General features: G+C 69.4%; 23 protein-coding genes and 1 pseudogene. 11 read left to right on the forward strand and 13 right to left on the reverse strand.

Annotated features, from left to right (window positions below; translation table 11 throughout):
- Nucleotides 1-52: 52 nt before the first annotated feature.
- From CP983_RS15805 to ilvA, 3 genes are all read right to left on the reverse strand, one after another.
- Entirely contained in the window at nucleotides 53-850 is a 798-nt protein-coding gene (locus CP983_RS15805; RefSeq protein ID WP_107903638.1) for an ABC transporter permease, read from the reverse strand.
- 61 nt (nucleotides 851-911) lie between these two features.
- Nucleotides 912-1,931 carry an ATP-binding cassette domain-containing protein gene (locus CP983_RS15810; RefSeq protein WP_107903640.1) on the reverse strand — a complete coding sequence of 340 codons (1,020 nt, stop codon included), beginning with the start codon at nucleotides 1,929-1,931 and terminating at the stop codon, nucleotides 912-914.
- A 195-nt stretch (nucleotides 1,932-2,126) separates the two neighbouring features.
- Nucleotides 2,127-3,356: a threonine ammonia-lyase gene (ilvA, locus tag CP983_RS15815; RefSeq protein ID WP_107903643.1), complete on the reverse strand. Its 1,230-nt coding sequence runs from the start codon at nucleotides 3,354-3,356 to the stop codon at nucleotides 2,127-2,129.
- 163 nt (nucleotides 3,357-3,519) lie between these two features.
- On the opposite strand from ilvA, the gene CP983_RS15820 reads away from it, so the two are divergent.
- The 3 genes from CP983_RS15820 (at nucleotide 3,520) to CP983_RS44705 (ending at nucleotide 5,026) form a co-directional block, all read left to right on the forward strand.
- A complete protein-coding gene (locus tag CP983_RS15820) occupies nucleotides 3,520-4,026 on the forward strand; it encodes a MarR family winged helix-turn-helix transcriptional regulator (protein ID WP_126897875.1) in 507 nt (168 codons plus the stop codon).
- Nucleotides 4,027-4,268: 242 nt separating this feature from the next.
- Nucleotides 4,269-4,781, forward strand: a complete 513-nt coding sequence (locus CP983_RS44440) for a sigma factor-like helix-turn-helix DNA-binding protein (RefSeq protein ID WP_176575747.1) — start codon at nucleotides 4,269-4,271, stop codon at nucleotides 4,779-4,781.
- Nucleotides 4,778-5,026, forward strand: coding sequence for a hypothetical protein (locus CP983_RS44705; RefSeq protein WP_030956602.1), 249 nt, complete (start codon nucleotides 4,778-4,780; stop codon nucleotides 5,024-5,026). Before CP983_RS44440 ends, CP983_RS44705 begins: the two co-directional genes overlap by 4 nt.
- A 20-nt stretch (nucleotides 5,027-5,046) precedes the next feature.
- Here CP983_RS44705 and CP983_RS15835 read toward each other — a convergent pair whose 3' ends face one another.
- Nucleotides 5,047-6,201 (reverse strand): cystathionine gamma-synthase, encoded by a 1,155-nt coding sequence (locus CP983_RS15835; RefSeq protein WP_148108390.1) that lies wholly within the window; start codon nucleotides 6,199-6,201, stop codon nucleotides 5,047-5,049.
- 404 nt (nucleotides 6,202-6,605) lie between these two features.
- Between CP983_RS15835 and CP983_RS15840 the strand changes: the two genes are divergently transcribed.
- The 4 genes from CP983_RS15840 (at nucleotide 6,606) to CP983_RS15855 (ending at nucleotide 9,664) form a co-directional block, all read left to right on the forward strand.
- Nucleotides 6,606-7,724, forward strand: coding sequence for a hypothetical protein (locus tag CP983_RS15840; protein ID WP_150500010.1), 1,119 nt, complete (start codon nucleotides 6,606-6,608; stop codon nucleotides 7,722-7,724).
- Nucleotides 7,725-7,858: 134 nt separating this feature from the next.
- Nucleotides 7,859-8,524, forward strand: coding sequence for a peptide-methionine (S)-S-oxide reductase MsrA (gene msrA, locus CP983_RS15845; RefSeq protein WP_150500012.1), 666 nt, complete (start codon nucleotides 7,859-7,861; stop codon nucleotides 8,522-8,524).
- A complete protein-coding gene (locus tag CP983_RS15850; RefSeq protein ID WP_229914887.1) occupies nucleotides 8,521-9,114 on the forward strand; it encodes a DUF3885 domain-containing protein in 594 nt (197 codons plus the stop codon). The genes msrA (CP983_RS15845) and CP983_RS15850 overlap by 4 nt, the downstream gene beginning before the upstream one ends.
- A gap of 73 nt (nucleotides 9,115-9,187) precedes the next feature.
- Entirely contained in the window at nucleotides 9,188-9,664 is a 477-nt protein-coding gene (locus CP983_RS15855) for a DUF7919 family protein (RefSeq protein WP_150500014.1), read from the forward strand.
- Between the two features lie 12 nt (nucleotides 9,665-9,676).
- On the opposite strand, the pseudogene CP983_RS15860 reads toward CP983_RS15855, so the two are convergent.
- Nucleotides 9,677-10,164, reverse strand: a pseudogene (locus tag CP983_RS15860) (IS5 family transposase); the annotation flags it as partial.
- 146 nt (nucleotides 10,165-10,310) lie between these two features.
- A complete protein-coding gene (locus tag CP983_RS15865) occupies nucleotides 10,311-10,748 on the reverse strand; it encodes a hypothetical protein (protein WP_208852837.1) in 438 nt (145 codons plus the stop codon).
- A 550-nt stretch (nucleotides 10,749-11,298) separates the two neighbouring features.
- On the opposite strand from CP983_RS15865, the gene CP983_RS15870 reads away from it, so the two are divergent.
- Complete coding sequence (locus CP983_RS15870; protein ID WP_150500016.1) at nucleotides 11,299-11,892, forward strand: DUF4291 domain-containing protein; 594 nt, start codon at nucleotides 11,299-11,301, stop codon at nucleotides 11,890-11,892.
- Nucleotides 11,893-12,205: 313 nt separating this feature from the next.
- Here the strand turns inward: CP983_RS15870 and CP983_RS15875 are convergent, their stop codons facing one another.
- Nucleotides 12,206-12,898, reverse strand: coding sequence for a hypothetical protein (locus tag CP983_RS15875; RefSeq protein WP_229914888.1), 693 nt, complete (start codon nucleotides 12,896-12,898; stop codon nucleotides 12,206-12,208).
- 120 nt (nucleotides 12,899-13,018) lie between these two features.
- On the opposite strand from CP983_RS15875, the gene CP983_RS15880 reads away from it, so the two are divergent.
- A complete protein-coding gene (locus CP983_RS15880) occupies nucleotides 13,019-13,696 on the forward strand; it encodes a HEAT repeat domain-containing protein (protein ID WP_373309843.1) in 678 nt (225 codons plus the stop codon).
- A 54-nt stretch (nucleotides 13,697-13,750) separates the two neighbouring features.
- Complete coding sequence (locus CP983_RS15885) at nucleotides 13,751-14,749, forward strand: MerR family transcriptional regulator (protein ID WP_150500020.1); 999 nt, start codon at nucleotides 13,751-13,753, stop codon at nucleotides 14,747-14,749.
- 83 nt (nucleotides 14,750-14,832) lie between these two features.
- On the opposite strand, the gene msrA (CP983_RS15890) is transcribed toward CP983_RS15885, so the two are convergent.
- The 6 genes from msrA (CP983_RS15890) to CP983_RS15915 all read right to left on the reverse strand — a co-directional run bounded on the left by msrA (CP983_RS15890) (nucleotide 14,833) and on the right by CP983_RS15915 (nucleotide 18,178).
- A complete protein-coding gene (msrA, locus tag CP983_RS15890; protein ID WP_107903671.1) occupies nucleotides 14,833-15,345 on the reverse strand; it encodes a peptide-methionine (S)-S-oxide reductase MsrA in 513 nt (170 codons plus the stop codon).
- A gap of 146 nt (nucleotides 15,346-15,491) precedes the next feature.
- Nucleotides 15,492-16,298 (reverse strand): DUF1963 domain-containing protein, encoded by an 807-nt coding sequence (locus CP983_RS15895; protein ID WP_150500022.1) that lies wholly within the window; start codon nucleotides 16,296-16,298, stop codon nucleotides 15,492-15,494.
- Nucleotides 16,299-16,380: 82 nt separating this feature from the next.
- Nucleotides 16,381-16,938 carry a DinB family protein gene (locus CP983_RS15900; RefSeq protein ID WP_150500024.1) on the reverse strand — a complete coding sequence of 186 codons (558 nt, stop codon included), beginning with the start codon at nucleotides 16,936-16,938 and terminating at the stop codon, nucleotides 16,381-16,383.
- A 160-nt stretch (nucleotides 16,939-17,098) separates the two neighbouring features.
- On the reverse strand, nucleotides 17,099-17,509 hold the full coding sequence (locus CP983_RS15905) for an amphi-Trp domain-containing protein (protein ID WP_150500026.1): 411 nt from the start codon (nucleotides 17,507-17,509) through the stop codon (nucleotides 17,099-17,101).
- 79 nt (nucleotides 17,510-17,588) lie between these two features.
- Entirely contained in the window at nucleotides 17,589-17,867 is a 279-nt protein-coding gene (locus CP983_RS15910; RefSeq protein WP_150500028.1) for a hypothetical protein, read from the reverse strand.
- An 86-nt stretch (nucleotides 17,868-17,953) separates the two neighbouring features.
- Nucleotides 17,954-18,178 carry a hypothetical protein gene (locus CP983_RS15915; protein WP_107903675.1) on the reverse strand — a complete coding sequence of 75 codons (225 nt, stop codon included), beginning with the start codon at nucleotides 18,176-18,178 and terminating at the stop codon, nucleotides 17,954-17,956.
- A gap of 193 nt (nucleotides 18,179-18,371) precedes the next feature.
- On the opposite strand from CP983_RS15915, the gene CP983_RS15920 reads away from it, so the two are divergent.
- Entirely contained in the window at nucleotides 18,372-18,893 is a 522-nt protein-coding gene (locus tag CP983_RS15920) for an AAA family ATPase (protein WP_150500029.1), read from the forward strand.
- Nucleotides 18,894-18,914: the final 21 nt, after the last annotated feature.

Consider the following 18,914-nt stretch of genomic DNA (forward strand, 5'->3'; position numbering starts at 1 on the left):
CGCCCAGGGATTGTGCGACGGGGCCTTCTTCGTTGTGCCGGACGATGGGCGATCAACCGTCCGCCCGGCGGTATTTGCGCACCGCGAGCGTGCGGAAGATGACGACGATCAGGATCGAGTAGATCACCGACGCCCAGATCGGATGCTGCATCGGCCAGGCATCGGATTGAGAGAGCCCCGGATCACCGAACAACTGACGGCACGCCTGCACGGTCGCGCTGAACGGATTCCACTCGGCGATGTGTCTCAGCCAGGGAGTCATCTGGCTCGAGTCCACGAACGCGTTCGAGATGAAGGTCACCGGGAAGAGCCAGATGAGCCCTCCCGACGTCGCCGCCTCCGGCGTACGGACGGACAGACCGATCAGGGCGCCGATCCAGGTGAAGGCGTATCCCAGCAGAAGCAGCAGGCCGAAGCCGGCCATGACCTTCCCGAAGTTCGTCGGTTCCGCGTATCCGGGGCGCCAGCCGACGAGCAGAGCAACGATCGCGAGGACCAGCAAGGTCAGAGCCGTCTGTACAAGATCCGCGACGGTGCGGCCGGTCAGCACCGCGCCCCGCGCCATCGGCAGCGAGCGGAACCGGTCGATGAGCCCCTTGTGCATGTCATCGGCGATACCGGCACCCGCACCGGCGGTGGCGAACGTGACGGTCTGCGCGAAGATGCCGGCCATCAGGAAGTTCTTGTAGACGTCCGGGTCGGTGCTGCCGCCGATCGACATCGAGCCGCCGAAGACGTACGTGAACAGGATCACGAACATCACCGGCTGGATCAGCCCGAAAAGGATCATCTCGGGAATCCGGGTCATGCGGATCAGATTCCGTCTGGCGATGACCAGGGAGTCGTTCATGGTGCTCACTTGACCAGCCCCTTCCGGGCCCCGAGTCCGCCCACGGCGGCGCTGACGGCACTCACTTCGCGGCCTCCTTCTTGTCCTGCTTGGCCTCGTCCTGCTTGACCTTGTCCTGCTTGCCGTTCTCCTCGTTCTTGACCTCGGCGACGTGGCCCGTGAGGGACAGGAACACGTCGTCGAGGGTGGGACGGCGCAGCCCGATGTCGTCGATCTCGATGCCGCGGGTGTCGAGCTCGCGGATGACCTCGGCGAGGAGCTTGGCGCCACCGGTCACGGGGACGGTGAGCTTGCGCATGTGGTCCTCGACCGTGGTGTCGCCCTTGCCGAAGCCGCGCAGCACCTCCGAGGCGGTCTGTATGTCGTCGCGCTCGTGCACCACGACCTCGACGCGCTCGCCGCCGGTGCGGGCCTTGAGCTGGTCGGAGGTGCCCGTGGCGATGACATGGCCGTGGTCGACGACGGCGATGTCGTGCGCGAGGTGATCGGCCTCTTCGAGGTACTGGGTGGTCAGCAGCAATGTCGTGCCGCCGGAGACCAGTCGCTTGATGACCTCCCACAGCAGCTGGCGGTTGCGGGGGTCGAGGCCGGTGGTGGGCTCGTCCATGAACATCACTGGAGGTGAGACCACCAGGGCCGCCGCGAGGTCGAGCCGGCGGCGCATGCCTCCGGAGTAGGTCTTCGTGGGCCGGTCGGCGGCGTCGGCGAGGTCGAACTGCTCGAGCAGCTCGTCCGCGCGGGCCTTCGCCGCCTTGGCCTTCATCTGATAGAGCTGGCCGACCATCTGGAGGTTCTCGCGGCCGGTGAGGTATTCGTCGACCGCGGCGAACTGGCCGGACAGACCGATGGAGCGGCGGACGGCGTCGGGATTCTTCAGGACGTCGATGCCCGCGACGACCGCGGAGCCGCTGTCGGGCCGCAGCAGTGTCGTCAGACAGCGGACGGCCGTCGTCTTGCCCGCGCCATTCGGCCCGAGCAGACCCAGGACGGTGCCCTCGGGGACATCGAAGTCCACGCCGTCCAGAGCCTTTACGTCGCCGAAGGTCTTCACCAGACCTTCGGCATAGATGGCGCCTGGCATATGAGTCTCCACGTCATCGGGGAAGCTTCGGAAAGGCTAGGTTTGCACTTTTCATTCGTCTCAGCGGTGGATTATCGAGACACACCATAACGCGATGTATCGCGTCTCTCAATGGGCTTACCCGAATGAGTGACAAAGAGCCTCCGACCTGGACTTTCGTCCTCCGCATCGCCCCTCGGCGCGACCGCTCGCGCCTCAGTCGATGACGGTGTAGCCCGCCTCGCGCAGGGCCTGGCCGACCTCGACGCAGTGCACGGGACCCTTCGTCTCCAGGTGCAGCTCGACCTCCGCCTCCGTGAGCCCGAGCCGCGGGTCGGTCCGTACGTGACTCACATCGAGGACGTTAGCGTCCACCACTGACAACACCCCGAGAAGTGTCGCGAGCGCACCCGGCCGGTCCGTCAGCCGCAGACGTACGGCCAGGTAGCGGCCCTGCGCGGCCATGCCGTGCCGCAGGACGCGCTCCAGCAGCACCGGATCGACGTTCCCGCCGGACAGCACCGCGACGACCGGGCCCTCGAAGGCGCCGGGGTCGCTCAGCAGCGCCGCGACCGGACTCGCCCCGGCCGGCTCGACCACCAGCTTGGCCCGCTCAAGGCACAGCAGCAGGGCCGTGGCCAGCTCGTCCTCCGAGACCGTGCGGACCTCGTCCACCAGATCGCCGATGATCCGGAACGGCACATCACCGGGCCGGCCGACCTTGATGCCGTCGGCCATCGTCGCCGGGTTGTCGACGGCGACCGGGTGCCCGGCCGCGAGCGAGGGCGGGTACGCCGCGGCGCCCGCCGCCTGCACACCCACGATCCGCACATCGGGCCGCAGCGACTTCACGGCCATCGCGATGCCCGCCGCGAGCCCTCCCCCGCCGATACCGACGACGATCGTGCGAGCCTCCGGGCACTGTTCGAGGATCTCCAGGCCGACCGTGCCCTGACCTGCGATGACGTCAGGGTGGTCGAAGGGGTGGATGAACACCGCGCCGGTCTCGGCCGCGTACTCCTGCGCCGCCGCCAGCGTCTCGTCGACCACCTGCCCGTGCAGGCGCACCTCGGCGCCGTAGTCCTGTGTCGCGCTGATCTTCGGCAGCGGCGCGCCCTTCGGCATGAACACGGTCGAACGCACGCCGAGCAGCGACGACGCCAGGGCGACACCCTGCGCGTGGTTGCCGGCGCTCGCCGCCACGACCCCCGCCGCGCGCTCCTCCGGCAGCAGCCCGGCAATCCGGACATAAGCGCCGCGCAGCTTGAACGATCCGGTCCGCTGAAGGTTCTCGCACTTCAGATGCACCGGCGCACCCACCAGCTGGGACAGGTGCCTGCTGCCCTCCATCGCCGTCACCCGCGCCACACCCGAGAGCATCTTCTGGGCGCCCCGTACGTCGTCGAGCGTGACGGGAGGCAAGGAGTCAGCCGTGCGGTAGCTCATGACACAAGTCTCGCAGTTCACAGGCGCGGAGCCCGGTTGTGACCAAGCACCGAGATGGGTTTACGCAGCGCCGGTACACCCCGCCTCCGGGCCGCGTACCCTGTCCCCCAACCCAGCACCCCCTTCATGAAGTGAGCCCCCGGCCATGCCCACAACACCTGAAATGTCGATGGACATGACGACCGTCGCTGACAGCGGTCTCCTCGACACGCTGCAGCACGAGGTGGCGGTGTTCGCCCGCCGTGCCGAACAGACCCGGCTCGGTGGTGTCGGGCAGGTGCGCAACTCCATGGACCGCGCCGCATACCTGCTGCTCAACCGTCTGGACAAGGAAGGCCCCATGGGGGTCAAGGCGCTCGCGGCGAGCATGGGGATCGACTCGTCGACGGTCACCCGGCAGGTGGCACCGCTCGTGGACACGGGGCTCGTCAAGCGGACCTCGCACCCCGAGGACGGCCGTGCGGTGGTGCTGCAGCTCTCCCCGCGCGGGCAGTCGCGACTGGAGGAAGTGCGCTCGTCGCGACGCCAGTTGATGGCCGAGCTGACGCAGGACTGGGCACCCGAGGAGCGCGAGGCGTTCTGCACGCTCCTGACCCGCTTCAACGTCGCGCTCTCCACCCGGATGGCGGCCCAGGGAATCGCGGGCACGGAGCCGAACGCGGCGACCTGACCCGACCGGCACCGCGACGGAGCCGAACGACCCGACCGGCACGCACCGGGACCGGCCGAAGTGGGCCCGCACTCCACCTCATCCCCGTCCGGCACGCACGCGTGCACGGATGATCCGCTCCCGGCTCTTGACCCCGGGCCGTCGCTGGCCTCATATGAAACCGGGTCCTCCTCGTGCGCGACCGGCGTGTCACGCGCGGGACCGGGGCCGGTTCCTCAGAGCGCGGTCAGGCGGGAGGGGCGGTGGGACGACGCAAGGCGGTCCAGGACGCCCGCCGGGACCGGGAATTCGAGGCCTTCGTCGCGGGTGCGGCAGGGCGGCTGCTGCATGCCGCCACGCTGCTCACCGCGGAGCCGAGGGACGACAACCCACGCGCGCGGCACCTGCTGACGCTGTCCCTCGCGCACACGTACGCGTGCTGGGACCGGCTGCGTGGCGAGGACCCGTACGACCGCACCCGCCAGTACCTGGCCACCCGCTTCTCGCGCGCCGCCTGGCACCAGTACGGCAGCCTGGGCGCCCTCGGCCGCTCCCGCACGCACGCCGCCGGCCCGCTCGCAAGCCTCACCCCGCAGGAACGCCTGATCCTGGTCCTGCGGCTGTACGAGGGTGTGGCCGAGGAGCAGACGGCAGCGCTGCTGGGCCTGCCCAGGGAGCGCGTCCACACGATCTGCGACCGGGCGACGGCGACGCTGCTGCATCCACCGCGCGGCCCCGCCCCGGCCGTACTGGGCGCGAAGGCGGTGTCACCGTGAACCGCACCCAACGGGAAGCGGCCGCCAGACAGATCATGGAGCGCACGCCGCCACCGGTGCCGCCCGAGCTGTACACGGAGGTCGTCCGACGCGGCGGCCACCTGCTGCGCCGCAGGAGAATCACGCTACGGCTGACGTACCTGCTGCTGTTCGCGGCGACGGTGGCGTTCGTGGTGTGGGCACTGATGGCCCACCCCTGGGTGGAGCCGCCGTCGGAGACGACTCCACCCCTGACGGGCTGGTGAGAGCCTCTTCAGCAGAACCTCTAACCGAGGGCCTGCTGAAGGTCCTCCAGCAGATCATCGACGTTCTCGATGCCCACGGAGATGCGGACCAGGTCGGCGGGCACCTCCAGGGCCGAGCCGGTCACCGAGGCGTGGGTCATACGGCCCGGGTGCTCGATGAGGGACTCGACGCCGCCCAGGGACTCGCCGAGCGTGAACACCTTGGCGCGGTTGCAGACCTCGACAGCGGCTTCCTCCCCACCCGTGACCTGGAAGGACACCATGCCGCCGAACGCCTTCATCTGCTTGGCGGCGACCTCGTGACCGGGGTGCTCGGGCAGGCCCGGGTACAGGACACGCGTCACGCGCGCGTGCCGGGTCAGCATGTCGGCGATCTTCGTGGCGTTCTCGCTGTGCCGGTCCATGCGCACCGACAGCGTCTTGGTGCCGCGCAGCACCAGCCAGGAGTCGAAGGGCCCGGCGACCGCGCCCATGGCGTTCTGGTGGAAGGCCAGTTCGTCGCCCAGATCCGAGTCACCGACGATCAGCGCACCGCCGACGACGTCCGAGTGACCGCCCATGTACTTGGTCAGGGAGTGCACGACCACGTCCGCGCCGAGGGACAGCGGCTGCTGGAGGTACGGCGTGGCGAAGGTGTTGTCGACGACCAGCTTCGCGCCCGCGTCCCGCGCGATCTGCGCGACGGCGGCGATGTCCGTGATGCCGAGCAGCGGGTTGGAGGGGGTCTCCACCCAGACGACCTTGGTCTTCGGAGTGAGGGCGGCCCGCACGGCGGCCGGGTCGCTGGTGTCGGCGACCGACCACTCCACCCCCCACCGGGCGACGACCTTCGCGAACAGCCGGAACGTGCCGCCGTACGCGTCATTGGGGATCACCACGTGATCGCCCGGGCTGAGCAGCGTACGCAACAGGCAGTCCTCGGCCGCCAGTCCGGACGCGAACGCAAGCCCGCGACGACCGCCCTCCAGGGCGGCGAGGTTCTCCTCCAGGGCGGTCCTGGTCGGATTGGCGCTACGGCTGTACTCGTAGCCCCCACGCAGGCCGCCGACGCCGTCCTGCTTATAGGTCGAAACCTGATAGATCGGCGGGACGACCGCGCCGGTGAGGGGATCGGCGGTGTTGCCCGCGTGGATCGCGAGGGTCTCGAAGTGCTGACTGATGTGCCTGTCGCTCATGAGCAACGAGCGTAGTCCGCGAACGCTCCTGATGCCGGACGGCATCAGTACCCGCCGATGGCGCACCCCACAGCCCCCGCACCCGCGTACGGCGGGAAGGGGACGTGCCGGGGGGTGTCCGCCCGCAGCGGCGGGCGTCAACGCAGGGCGCCTTCCTGAGTACACAGCAACCGCCCGACCGAGGACGGACACCCCCCGGCACGGCCCCGACCCACCCACCGGCGGCAGGCGCTGCACGAGCCCCCACCGAGGCCGCACAGGCCGCCGCAGGCATACGCACCCGCACTCCCGCCGAGGCCGCACCGACCGCCGGAGGCCCAGACCCGCACCCCCGCAGAACCCTTTCTCCACAGGCACCCCGACCTCGTTGGCCATTTGTCGGCGGCGTCTGGAACGCTGGAGGCATGGAGATTCTCTGGGTCCTGGTCGCGCTACTCATGATCGGCTTCGTGCTGGTGCCGTTCATGCGCCGCAGGCGAGGCATGATCGAGCAGGTCCCGCCGGGCCACCCCGACGCCGCGGACCCGGCGAACTACGGCTTCGTACGCCAGGAGGAGCTGGACATCCGCATGCCCGGCCCCGACCAGGACCTGCTGGACGTCCTCGACCTGGTGCAGCGCACCCAGGACTACCGCGCCGCCGCACAGCTCCTGGCCGGCACGGAGGCGGAGGGCGAGAAGCGCTGGCAGCGCGTCCAGGCCTTCGCCGGCGCCGCCGCGCTGGAGCTGCAGCAGCGCCCGGGCGGCGTCAGCGAGGCACCCGGCGGCCAGTGGCTGCGGGTGTGGCGTACCGAGCAGCCCAAGGACGCGGGCGGCGCGGCCGTACACGCGGAGTTCCTGGTGCAGCAGGCGTGGCGCACGGCGACCCCGGGCACGGACGAGTTCCGGATCATCATGGAGGAGGCGAGATCGGCGTGCAGCGAGGCGGCCCTGCTGGCCCCCGGTGACCCGATCCCGTACATCGTCGAGCTGTCGGTGGCCCGCGGACTGGCCTACCCCCGCCCGGAGTTCGAGCAGCTCTGGCTGAAGATCCTGGACCGCGCCCCGTCCCACATGGGCGCCCACCTGGCCGCCCTGCACTACTGGTGCGAGAAGTGGCACGGCTCCCGCCAGCTCGCCAACGAGTTCGCGGAAGCGGCGGCGGCCCGCGCCCCCCAGGGCTCCTTGCTCGCCGCGATGCCGCTCTTCGCGGTCTTCGAGCACCTGCCCGAGGTGAACCTGGTCAGCGGCTTCTACCAGAGCGAGGTCGTGACGAAGGCGATGCACGGCGCCCTGTTCGCGGTGCACGCGGCCCGCTCGGACGACCCGATGCTGGCGCACGTACGCCACCTGCTGGTCTTCTTCCTGGTCCGCGGCGAACGCTGGGCGGAGGCCATGGACCAGCTGCTCCATGTGGACGGCCATGTCGGCGCCCTCCCGTGGACCCTGTCGTCCGACCCCGCCGCGGAGTTCGCGGTCTACCGGGCCCTGGCAGTGGCGGGCTACGAGGCGAACGGCGGAAGCCCGGCGACGCTGCCGCACTGAACGAGGCACGGGGCGGAATCCGAACCCTCAGCCGCACGTTGAAGAAATGCCGCTGCAGGGGGACCACGACGCACCGCACCCACCTCGGTCCCCCGCCCACAGAACACGCGAGGTCCGCACCGGAAGGAACCGCCATGCTCTTCGGCCGTACGCCGGTCCTGCCCACCCCCGAGCAGGCGCTCCAGGGCCGCCCGGAACCGATCTTCACGGTCCCCGACCGCCACACGGTCCTCGGCAACCCGCTCCTCGGCCCCTACCCCGAGGGCCTGGAGACGGCCGACTTCGCGCTGGGCTGCTTCTGGGGCGCGGAGCGCAAGTTCTGGCAGCTCCCGGCGGGCGTATGGACAACGCTGGTCGGCTACCAGGGCGGCTACACAGAGAACCCCACCTACGAGGAGGTCTGCTCGGGCCTCACCGGCCACACGGAGGTCGTCCGCGTGGTCCACGACCCGAGCGTCATCTCCTACGACCGCCTCCTGAAGACCTTCTGGGAGTCCCACAACCCCACGCAGGGCTTCCGCCAGGGCAACGACGTAGGCACCCAGTACCGCTCGGCGATCTACCCGAACACCCCCGCCCAGACCAGGACCGCCGAGTCCTCCCGCGACGCCTACCAAAAGGTCCTGACAGCCTCGGGCTACGGCAAGATCACCACAGAAATCCTCCCGTCAGAGGGCCGCCCGTTCTACCCGGCAGAGGCATACCACCAGCAGTACCTCGACAAAAACCCGGGCGGGTACTGCGGCCTCGGCGGAACCGGGGTGTCCTGCCCGATCGGTGTGGCGACGGCTGAGGGATGAGCAGCGAGTTGGACAGAGACCGTCTGTCCGCACTGTGGCAGCGCCAGTTCCCGAAGGGGCCTCCGATCGCCCATGAACTGCGCACTGCCTACAGCGACCGTTGGGTGCGCTTCCACAGCCTGCCGCACTCGAAGCGCTACCCGGAGACCGAGGACGAGTACGCCATCGCCCTTCACCGGTACAACACGATCCTGGACGAACTCTTCGAGGGCACCGACGTCTACGTGATCACCGTGGCCTGGTCCTGGGAACCGGGCGGACCGGAGCTCCCGCCAGTGCTGCGCGAGGTGCACCCCCAAGGCGCCCGATGGACGACGCTGGCTTACGACGACGATCCCGACCCCGAGCTCCACAGCTACACGCACCTCTACGCGGACCGCCGCCCCTGGTGGCGAGGCACGGTGGACGACATCCTCCGCGAAGTGGCAGACGACGTACTCAGTGGAGTGATCATCACCGACAGCGGCCTCACCCGCATCCACCACCCATACGACGGCGGCGCAGACGTCATCCTCACCACACCCCCGGAACGAGACGCACTGCGCGAACGACACACCGACTGGCTCTCCTCCCACCCGTCGGGCCTCTGAAGCGCACTAGGTCCTGTCCGATGGGTCGTGGAATCGGGTGGGTTCAACGAAGCGGTGCGGCGATGATGTGCGGGTGTTCTACGAAGATCTCAGCGAGTACGACTACCAGGACGAGGATGCGTTCACGGACAGGGAGTCGGGCTTCTACGCGCTCTGGTACCGCCCGGCGTACACCCGCCTGAACATCGGGTGGCTGGAAGCCGGCAAGCCGTACTCGACAGGGACGGTCTCCATGGTGTTCGTGGAGAAGCTGAAGGCTGTTCAGGCGGTCCAGTGGATGAACGTCTGCCTCGGGGTGCACGAGTGCGACCTATGTCCTGAGGATGAGGCTCCGGAAGGGAACGGGGAGGTGCGGATTCCGGGTGGGCCCGGCACCGCATTTGCCGCGCCGTTTCTGATCACGCATTACGTCACCGTCCACGGCTACCGACCGCCGCAGGTCTTCATTGATGCCGTTCTCGCTGTCGATCTCGACGCGTGGGCATCGGCACGGTGGCCCGACGTCCCCTTTCCCTGGGTTCCGAATGACGCGGAACGCATGCTGGAGTAGAGGGGGCGAGGCTTACGTTCGCAGCCAGAGCCGGATCGAGGCGACGGTTACCGTCCCGTGAAGGAGGTAGGCCCGCTTGTCGTAACGGGTCGCGACCGCGCGGAAGATCTTTAGCCGGTTGATCGTCCGCTCCACTTCGTTCCGCCGGTAGATCTCTCTGTCGAACCCGGTCGGACGGCCGCCCATACTGCCGCGCCGCTGGCTGTTGGCCCGCTGATCCCTGGGCTCCAGGATCGTGTGCTTGATCTGGCGCCGCCGCAGATGGCGACGGTTGCGGCGCGACGAATAGGCTTTGTCGCCCCCAAGATGGTCGGGACGAGTGCGCGGGTGTCCGCCAGCTGGCCGCGGAACCCGGATCTGATCCAGCACGGGAATCAACTGGGGAGGGCATCGCCCCACTGACAGGGAGTGGTGACGAAGGCGAGTGGGCGACGTCCGCCCTCACCCGCCAAATGAATCTTGCAGGTCAGCCCGCCTCTGGAACGGCCCAGGGAACCGTCGCCGGTGGCAGCTGCGTGGCCTCATGACACGAAGCCACCATCCGCACTCGGAACTGACAGGTAGGGCACATTTCCCTACAGATCCTCTGGGCGGATGCCGCCTTGGGCTCGCCGGCCGATCGCCGTTCGGTGGCGGCTCGCAGTCGTCACGGACTTCCCGCCCCCGGCATGGTCGGGTCCCCGGCGGTCTCGGTGCGAGTGCGCTCGTATTCCGCCGGGTCGAGAATCTCCCATACCGCCTGGCCGACGGCCAGAACGCCGCGGGCCGGCAGGGGCACGTCACCGATGCGCGGGTTCTCCCTCAGCCGGGTCGGGTGCCCGAGGTCGACGCCATCGAATGTGCCGTGCGAGTCGTCGACGTAGTACATGCGCTGCGGCATGAGCGTTCCGGTGTGACCGCTCGGCATCGTGCCGGACAGCTGGAGGTCCCCCAATCCCAGCGCACGGGCCAGACGCTCGCGAGCCCGCACCAGGAGTCGAGGGCGCCAGGAGGCGAGCGGCAGCGCCCCACCGATGCCGTTGAGGAGACCGAGTAGTCGGGTCTCGGAGGCGGTGAGGGTCCAGTCCAGGGATGGGGAATCCATCGTCACCCGCAACGTGGCAGGACCCGCCCACCTGAGCCCGATCCGGGCATGGCCTGTGCGGTCGCAGGCAGCGCCGTAGTACCTGGGGCAAGCGGTGTCCAGGCGTGGCCCGTCGACGTGAATCGACCAGCTGCCGTTCGGGTCGCGATGCCACAGCGTGCGGTAGGGACCGAAGCAGTTCTCCGGAAAGACGCGCAGGGCGAGCACGTGACCGGAATCGAAGGGGAGTCCGAAGACACCCCAGCCCTTGACGTATTCGTGCTGGGGCCATGGCGCCCGGCCCCGTACAGGCGGAACATCGGACAGCGCGGAGGAAAGATCGAGCATCTCCATCACCCCGGCGAGGTTGGCCTGTGCCGCAGGTCAAGGGTACGGGGGTCACGCGGGGTACTGCAGGTGGATGGCACGGACCTGTCCGTGTAAACCGCTCTCTTCGAAGAGGCCCGCCGTGGCTCCGGCTAACGCACCATGGGCCGACGCGCCCTCCTCACAAGGCACGGCGATCGAAAATCAGTGTCCGCCTGCTCCGGCAGGCGCCACGCTGTAGGCCATGGAAGAACCGCAACGCGTGATCCGTGCGGCTTATGCCGAGTCCACGATCACCGTCTACCAGGCGTACTCCCCGGAGATAGGCCTGCCCGCCGTCCGCGAGGGCCGTTTCCCCTCAGTGTGGAAGCGGGACCGGATGACGTGGATCAAACCGTCGTTCCTGTGGATGATGTACCGCTGCGGCTGGGGCACCAAGCCAGGTCAGGAGACCATCCTGGCGGTGGAGATCAGCCGCGAGGGCTTCGAGTGGGCGCTGCGCCACGCCTGCCTGTCACATTACGCGCGCGGGGTACACCCCGACCGCGCCGCCTGGCAGCGCCAGTTGAAGCGCGCGCCCACCCGTGTGCAGTGGGACCCGGAGCGGGACCTGCGCCTACAACCCATGCCGTACCGGTCCCTGCAACTCGGCCTCTCCGGCGAGGCCGCACGACGCTACGCGGACGAGTGGACGGTCTCCATCCGCGACGTGACCCCAATCGCCCGCGAGATCCATGCCCTCGTCAACAGCGGAGACCTCAACTCCGCCGCCCGGCTACTGCCCCAGGAGCACCCCTACCCCGTTGAAGACGATCTCCTTGCCCCGCTGGACGGATGACGGACTGACCCAGCCGACGTCCGGCTCACGGGCCTCATGGCAGCACAGGCTCCTAGGGACAGGCGTGACCTGTCCGATCGGTGTCGTGCAAGCCGAAGGGTGATCTTTGCGAGTGAGTCGTCGGGGTCGGGCGCCATGGGTGGGGGCGATCGTGCGTACCGCCCTGGCGCATGCTGCCCACCGGGCTCCGTCTCGGGTGCGTACGACCTTGAGCGGTGGCTCCGTGCATGTCTTGCCGTGCCATGTGCAGCGGGCCTCTCGGAAGGACACGCTGCGGGGGTCCAGCCCCTCGGGGAGGTCCGTTTTCGGGTGTCTATGTCTGTCCGGGTGCGGCCGGGTCGTCTTGGGCCGGGCTGACGTGTACGGCGATGTAGCGGAACTCGCCGCCTGATCCCGCCAGTTCGGAGTACGGCTTCCAGTCGAGGCCGTATGTGCCTCGTAGTGTGCAGGTGTTGGGCTCGTAGGTGCCTCCGGCCCAGCGCAGCGTGCCGGTGAGTTCTCTTCCTTCGTGGATCCGGAACTCCCGGTCTCGCGTCTGGCCTCGCCCGGGGGCGGGGGCGCTCCACAGGGCCGGGGCGTTGGTCAGCATGATGGCCAGACCGTTCTGGTCCGGCCGGCGGCAGAAGCGCTCCAGCCTGGCTATGTCCCGGACGAAGTGCAGGCGTGCGAGGTCCGTCGCCGCGTGTCCCTTGAGGGCGTAGTCCTCCGACGGCGTGCCTGCGGTGCCCGTCCAGCGCCGGGTGAAGTACTTGAACTCGATCGCGGTGCGGGCCGTATCGCTGAAGCACAGCAGGTCCAGGTACTCGGTCCGGTCCTGGTGCCGCTGCGGTACTTCGAGCCTGGAGTGCACGTCCCGGTCCAGTTCCCACAGCAGCCTGGCGAAACTGTGCTGGAAGTCGGCTTCGGAGTGGAAAACCGGTCTGCGTCGGCCGAGTTCCTTGATGACGTCGTCGAGTGGGACGCGCCCGGCCACGGTGCTGTCGTCGGCCGTCGGTGTGGTGGTCACACTGCCATTGAAGTGGTTCGAGGAAGTGGCTCACAGCGATTGCGCAAATTGGATCGACCTCCAAGCCCGGAAGGCTTTGACCTTGACACGGTGGTAAGGCGTTCACTGCCTGTCGAGGAGGTGGTTGCTGTGGCCACTGGGCAGGATGCGGGTGCGGTGGAGGCGCTGCGGGGGCTGGAGGACGAGCGGTCGTCCGTGCGGTTGCGGGCGGCGTTGGTGGTGGGCTCGGCGCCGGAGACGGGGTTTGTCGGGAAGCTCGTCGAGCGGTGCGCGGTCGAGTCGGATTTCTTCGTTCGCGACATGCTGACCTGGGCGCTCACCCGCCATCCGGTGTCCGTGACGCTCCCCGAGCTGCTCCGCGAGGTCGGTTCGGAGCGGGCGCAGGCTCGTAGTCAGGCGTTGCACACTTTGTCCAAGATCGGGGACCGGCGGGGGTGGCCGGCGATCACTCGGGCGCTTCTGTCCGACGCCGATGACGAGGTGGCGCGGAGCGCATGGCGGGCCGCGGTCGTGCTCGTGCCGGACGGGGAGGAGTCCGAGTTGGCCTCGGTGCTGGCGACGCAGCTCGGGCGCGGTGAGCGGGAGACTCAGTTGAGTCTCAGCCGGGCGCTGGTCGCGCTCGGCGAGGTCGTGGAGCCGGCGCTGCGCGTTGCGGCAGCGGTCCCCGACCCGCAGGTGCGCACGCACGCGCTCGCCACCGAGCGGCTGCTGCGCGACCCTGATGCCGGTTTCGAGTCCGCGATCGAGGAGGCGAAGCGCGTCGTGGCTCTTGGCGGGTCCGGCCGGGCTGAGCAGTAAGGCATGGGAGTAGGTCGTGTTGGTCGTGAGTCCGGCCCGGAGGGACAGTAGGACGTGTTGATCGGTGAGGTGGCTCGACGGTCCGGGGTCAGTGCTCGCATGCTCCGGCACTACGAGTCGCTCGGGCTGTTGCGGCCGTCGGGGCGTACCGGCTCCGGCTATCGGGAGTACTCCGGTGAGGACATTCGGCGGATCTTCCACATCGAGAGCCTCAGGTCGCTGGGTCTGTCGTTGCGCGAGATCGGACGCGCGCTCGACGACCCCGGCTTCACGCCTTCGGCACTCGTCGACGACCTCATCCGTCAGACGCGTGAACGCATCGCGGCCGAGACCGATCTGCTCACGCGACTGCGCCGCATCGACGCCGCGGAACCGGCCGGCTGGGAGGACGTACTCCAGGTCGTCGCGGTCCTTCAGGCCCTCGGGTCGAAGAGCCCTGCCGCTCGTCAGCGCGCGGCCCTGTCCGCCGGTGACGAGGTGCCGGTGGATGCCCTGGTCGAGGCGGTGCTCCGGGAGACGGAGCCGAATGTCGCCGGAGCCCTTCGGTGGGCGCTGGCTCGGTCCGGCGCCGACGGCACGGCGCTGCTGGCGAAGGGTCTCGACTCGCCCGTGGCCGCGGTGCGGGAACGTGCCGTCCGATCTCTCGCCGAGCTGGCCGGTGACGAACCCACCGCCCACCTGCGGGACGCCCTCGCGCACCCCGATGTCGTGGTGCGGGGCCATGCGGCCCTTGCCCTCGGCACTCGCGGCGTGGCCGACGCGATCCCGGTGCTCATCGACATGATCGTGGACGGCCGGAACGACACCGACGCCGCCGATGCCCTCAGCGTGCTGGCGAGCGATACGGCGACGGCCGACCGCATCGCCGGCGGCCTCATCAGCCGCCTCGGCACCGGGACCGCCGAAGCCCCGGCACGCGTACGGCTCACCCAGTCGCTCGCCGACATCCCGGGGGACACGGCCGCACGTGCCCTCATCGAGCTCTCCCAGGACGCGGACCGCGCTGTCGCGGTCACCGCGACCTATCTGCTTCGCCTACGCGACGCACATTGACGTAGCAGTACTCGCGCGCCGCACATGCGGGCGCGGCCCGGCCGCGGAGTCTCCTCCGATCGACCGGGCCGCTCCGCGCTCGCTCAGCCCTCCGCGCGGGCGGGCAGCTTCCAGCCCGGGCGCGGGAAGTGGCAGGTGTAGCCGTCCGGGTATCGCTGGAGGTAGTCCTGGTGCTCGGGCTCGGCCTCCCAGAAGGGGCCGACCGGCTCCACCTCGGTGACGACCTTGCCGGGCCACAGGCCGGAGGCGTCAACGTCCGCGATCGTGTCCTCGGCGACCCGCTTCTGCTCGTCGTCCACGTAGTAGATCGCCGAGCGGTAGCTGAGGCCGATGTCGTTGCCCTGGCGGTTCTTCGTGCTCGGGTCGTGGATCTGGAAGAAGAACTCCAGGAGCGCGCGGTAGTCGGTCTTCGACGGGTCGTAGAGGATCTCGATGGCCTCCGCGTGCGTGCCGTGGTTACGGTACGTCGCGTTCGGCACGTCACCCCCGGTGTAACCCACCCGGGTCGCCGTCACGCCCGGAAGCCGGCGGATCAGCTCCTCCATCCCCCAGAAACATCCGCCCGCCAGCACGGCCCTCTGCGTCTGCGCAGCCATCACGGCCCTCCAATACCTGTCAGCTCGGTCACTCGGGCTACTCCGCACGCACACCACCGGCGTCCGAGCCCACCCTCCTCAACGCTCGAAGGTGCCGGCCGATTCCAACCCCGCACCGCCCTCCGTACGGTCACCGGTCTCCGCGCTCAGTGGCAGTCGAAGCGCCAGTCCCACGGAAGGCCGGGGCACCGGCGGCAGTGGAAGAAGTAGACGCCGCCGCAGTCACCGAGCTGGATGTCGCCGGTGGCGGTCAGCAGGTGCTCCATGCGGTGTCCGCCGGCGCAGTCCGGCCAGTCGGCAGGTTGTATGCAGGCGGGCCAGCCGCCCGCTTTCGTCGCGATGACGTTGGAGTCGGACGGCCACATGACGACTCCCGTGGGCAACCGGAAGCGGGGTTCCCAGGTGTCCCGGACGGCCTCGGGCAGATCGTGCCGGCTCGGGTAGTCGTCCGCGGGGGTCGGCGACAGCGTGGACGGCTGCGGCACGTGGTCCTCGTCGTACTCCCCCTCGCCCGCCACCGGGATCTCGGACAGCAGCCCTCCGGCCGCCACCTCCGCCTCGTTGCGCCAGTACAGCCGCGGCATCACCGGTCCGGGGTCCTGCTCATGGTTCAGCGCGCACCACACCACCTGGAGCAGGTCCTTCCCCTCGGGGAAGTCCAGACCCGGCAGGTCCCGGGCGAACAGCTGGAGGATCGGCACCATCGGCACCGTCCCCGCGACGATCTCGGTGGTGTTGCGCGAGTCGGACCCGAACGTCCAGTGGTCCTCCTGCGCGCAGTACGGCCACGGCTCGTCCGCGGGCCACAGCAACGCGCCCCCGAGCGAGCTCTCCCGGACGCCGGGGTCGCCGGGCTCGGGGTTGAGGAGGGTGGTCGCCAGGGCAAGACCCTCGTACTCCGGTATCAGCGTGCGCAGGTCCTTCACGGACGGCTCCGGAGTGCCGTCGGGCATCGTGACTCCTCAGACGTGCAGACGTACGAATGATCGACAGGGCGTCGCGGGCACGTTAGTACCCGCCACCGACAACGCCCGTTCAGTGGCGCCCTGCCATGTCGTCGCCGTCGTACGGGTTGAGGACGAGGTAGCCGTCGACGCGGGTGAGTCGGTCCGCGGCGGGGTCGGGTGGGAGCGGGTGGCCGAGGGCGTCGGCGCGGACCTCGCTGATCCACTGGTCGTGCTGGTACTCGTGGTTGATCAACGCGAGCAGCAAGTGGGAGCCGACGACGGTCAGTTGGCCGGGGGCGCCGACCCTTCCGGCGGCGATGTCGCCGATACGGGCGTGGACGCGTTCGGCGACGGTGTCGCGGAACGCGGTGAGCCGTTCGACCGTGGGCAGCGCGCCACGGAACTTCTCCGGGTTCGCGGAGTCCATGAGCCCGTCCAGTTCCGGGTCGGGGCTGGGCTCGGCCGCGGTGAGGTTGCGGATCATGAAGTGGGCGACGTGGGCCTGGTGGCCGAGGTGCCAGCCGATGGCGCTGGAGTCCTCGTGCGGACGCCAGGTCACCTCGTCCGGGGTGAGATCTCTCCAGAGGTCGTCCGTGTAGGCGCGGGCGCGGTCGTACTCGCGCAGCAGCGCGTTGAGTTCGTACATGGGTCGTCCTGTCACGTCGGCGGCGAGGGGCGGGCGGGCACGTGGGCCCGTACCTCCGGCGCTGTCCTCGGCAGCGGGGACAGGCCTGTGACCACATCGTCGGTGAAGAGGGGGATCACCACGAACGGGACCAGCAACCGGACAGCCGCTGTGCGTCTGCTCAGGATTTCTTAGTGGCTGACCGCTTCGCGGCCGTACTCCTGGTCCTGCCGGTGCCCGTGCCCGTGCCGCTGCTACGGCGCGCACCGGTGGACGCGCTCTTCCGCGGCGCGGCCTTCGCCGTTGCGGGAGCCTTTGCGGGAGCCTTTGCGGGAGCCTCCGTCCCCGACGACGCCGCCCGCTTCGACGCGGTGGGCCACTTGAACTCGATCTCCAGCTCGATCTCCCCGCCGCCGATCTCGACCTCCACCTCGCTGCGAAGGTCGTCGGGGATCCGCAGGCTCAGCGTTGCGGCGCCGAGTTCCAGTTCGGCCTCCCCGCCTTCCCTCAGCGCGTCCGCGAGGGCCGTGAGCTGGTCAGCGGCCTCCTGGCGGGACAGTGAGCGCTTCTGCTCGAACTTGAGGTCTTTCATGAGTGCCCTCCGATGCGGCACGAAACTGGTTGAGCCTCATTCCGGCGCGCTGTACGGACATGGGCGGACCGCGCCGCGCTCAGCCCTGCTCATCCCGGACAGCGAGCAGCACCTCCACACCCTCGTCCGTCGAGCTCCATGACGCGCCGCCCGCCACGCTCGCGCGCCCTTCCTCCAGCATCCGGGCACGCACCCGGATCGCCGCGTCCATGAGCCGCCGCCAGCGCCATTCGGCCTCGAAAGCGCGCCTTGAACGCTCGACCGAGCCGACCAGCCACCGAGCAGCCTCGTCCACGTTCTCCACGGCCTGCGAGGCGGCGCCGACCCCTTCGAGTTCCCAAGTCATCCACAAGGCCACGGCTCCAATGTCTCGTTCCCCCGCGTGGAGCGCACGCCGAAACGTCGACCACGGCCCGGTGCCCGGTGCCCGGGGTCCTTGACGGGTCAGCCACCCGCCTCCGGGCCCCAGCTCTCCGGCCCTACGCCGCGCCAGTCGATCCAGGGCACACCCGCGACGTCCGCCGGATCGATCTCCAGCCCGGCGCGGCGGAGGAACTCCGCGACATCGCCCACGTTGTGCGCCAGCCCGAGGATCTCGCCGTCCACGCGCACACGTCGGCCGCCCGAGGGCGACGGCGGATGCACGGTCACGCGTATCGGTCCGGCCATGCCTTCAGGATCATCCGGGTCGTACGCCCCCGCATGCCAGCGCGTCATCGAGGGCGCCGACACGGCTCGGCGAGGTCGTCGGGGAACATTTGCATGACCCGAATTCAAGCACGTGTTCGATTTTCAGGGCCAGCGCCCGGCCTCGACCCCGGCCCCCGCCGAAGCCCCCTCGGCGGCCCTAGCATCGGGACCCATGATCGTATGGCTGAACGGCACCCACGGTGCGGGCAAGACGACGACCAGCGCACTCGTGCAGCAACTGATCCCGGATTCACGGGTGTTCGACGCCGAGAAGGTAGGCGAGACACTCATGGACATCACCCCCGGGCTGCCCGAGACGGACAACTTCCAGCACTGGCCGCCGTGGCGGCCCCTCGTCGTCGAGACCGCCCGCCGCGTCCTCGACTACGCCGGCGGCACCCTGGTGATGCCCATGACCGTCCTGGTCGAGACGTACTGGCGCGAGATCAGCGCGGGCCTCGCCCAACACGAGATCCCGGTACGTCACTTCGTCCTCCACGCCGATCAGGACACCCTCCGCGGCCGCATCGAGGGGGACACGGTCATGGGCCCCTCCGCGTTCCGTCTCGCCTACCTCGAGCCCTACGCCGAGGCGGCCCGCACCTGGCTCCACAAGGAGGCCGAGGTCATCGACACCACCCATCTGACCCCGACCCAGGCCGCCCGGCAGGTCGCGGAGTCCTTGCGGAGTTGAGGTCTCCCCCGCTCAGGACCT

The organism is Streptomyces chartreusis, from assembly GCF_008704715.1.
In the GTDB taxonomy this organism is placed as follows: domain Bacteria; phylum Actinomycetota; class Actinomycetes; order Streptomycetales; family Streptomycetaceae; genus Streptomyces; species Streptomyces chartreusis.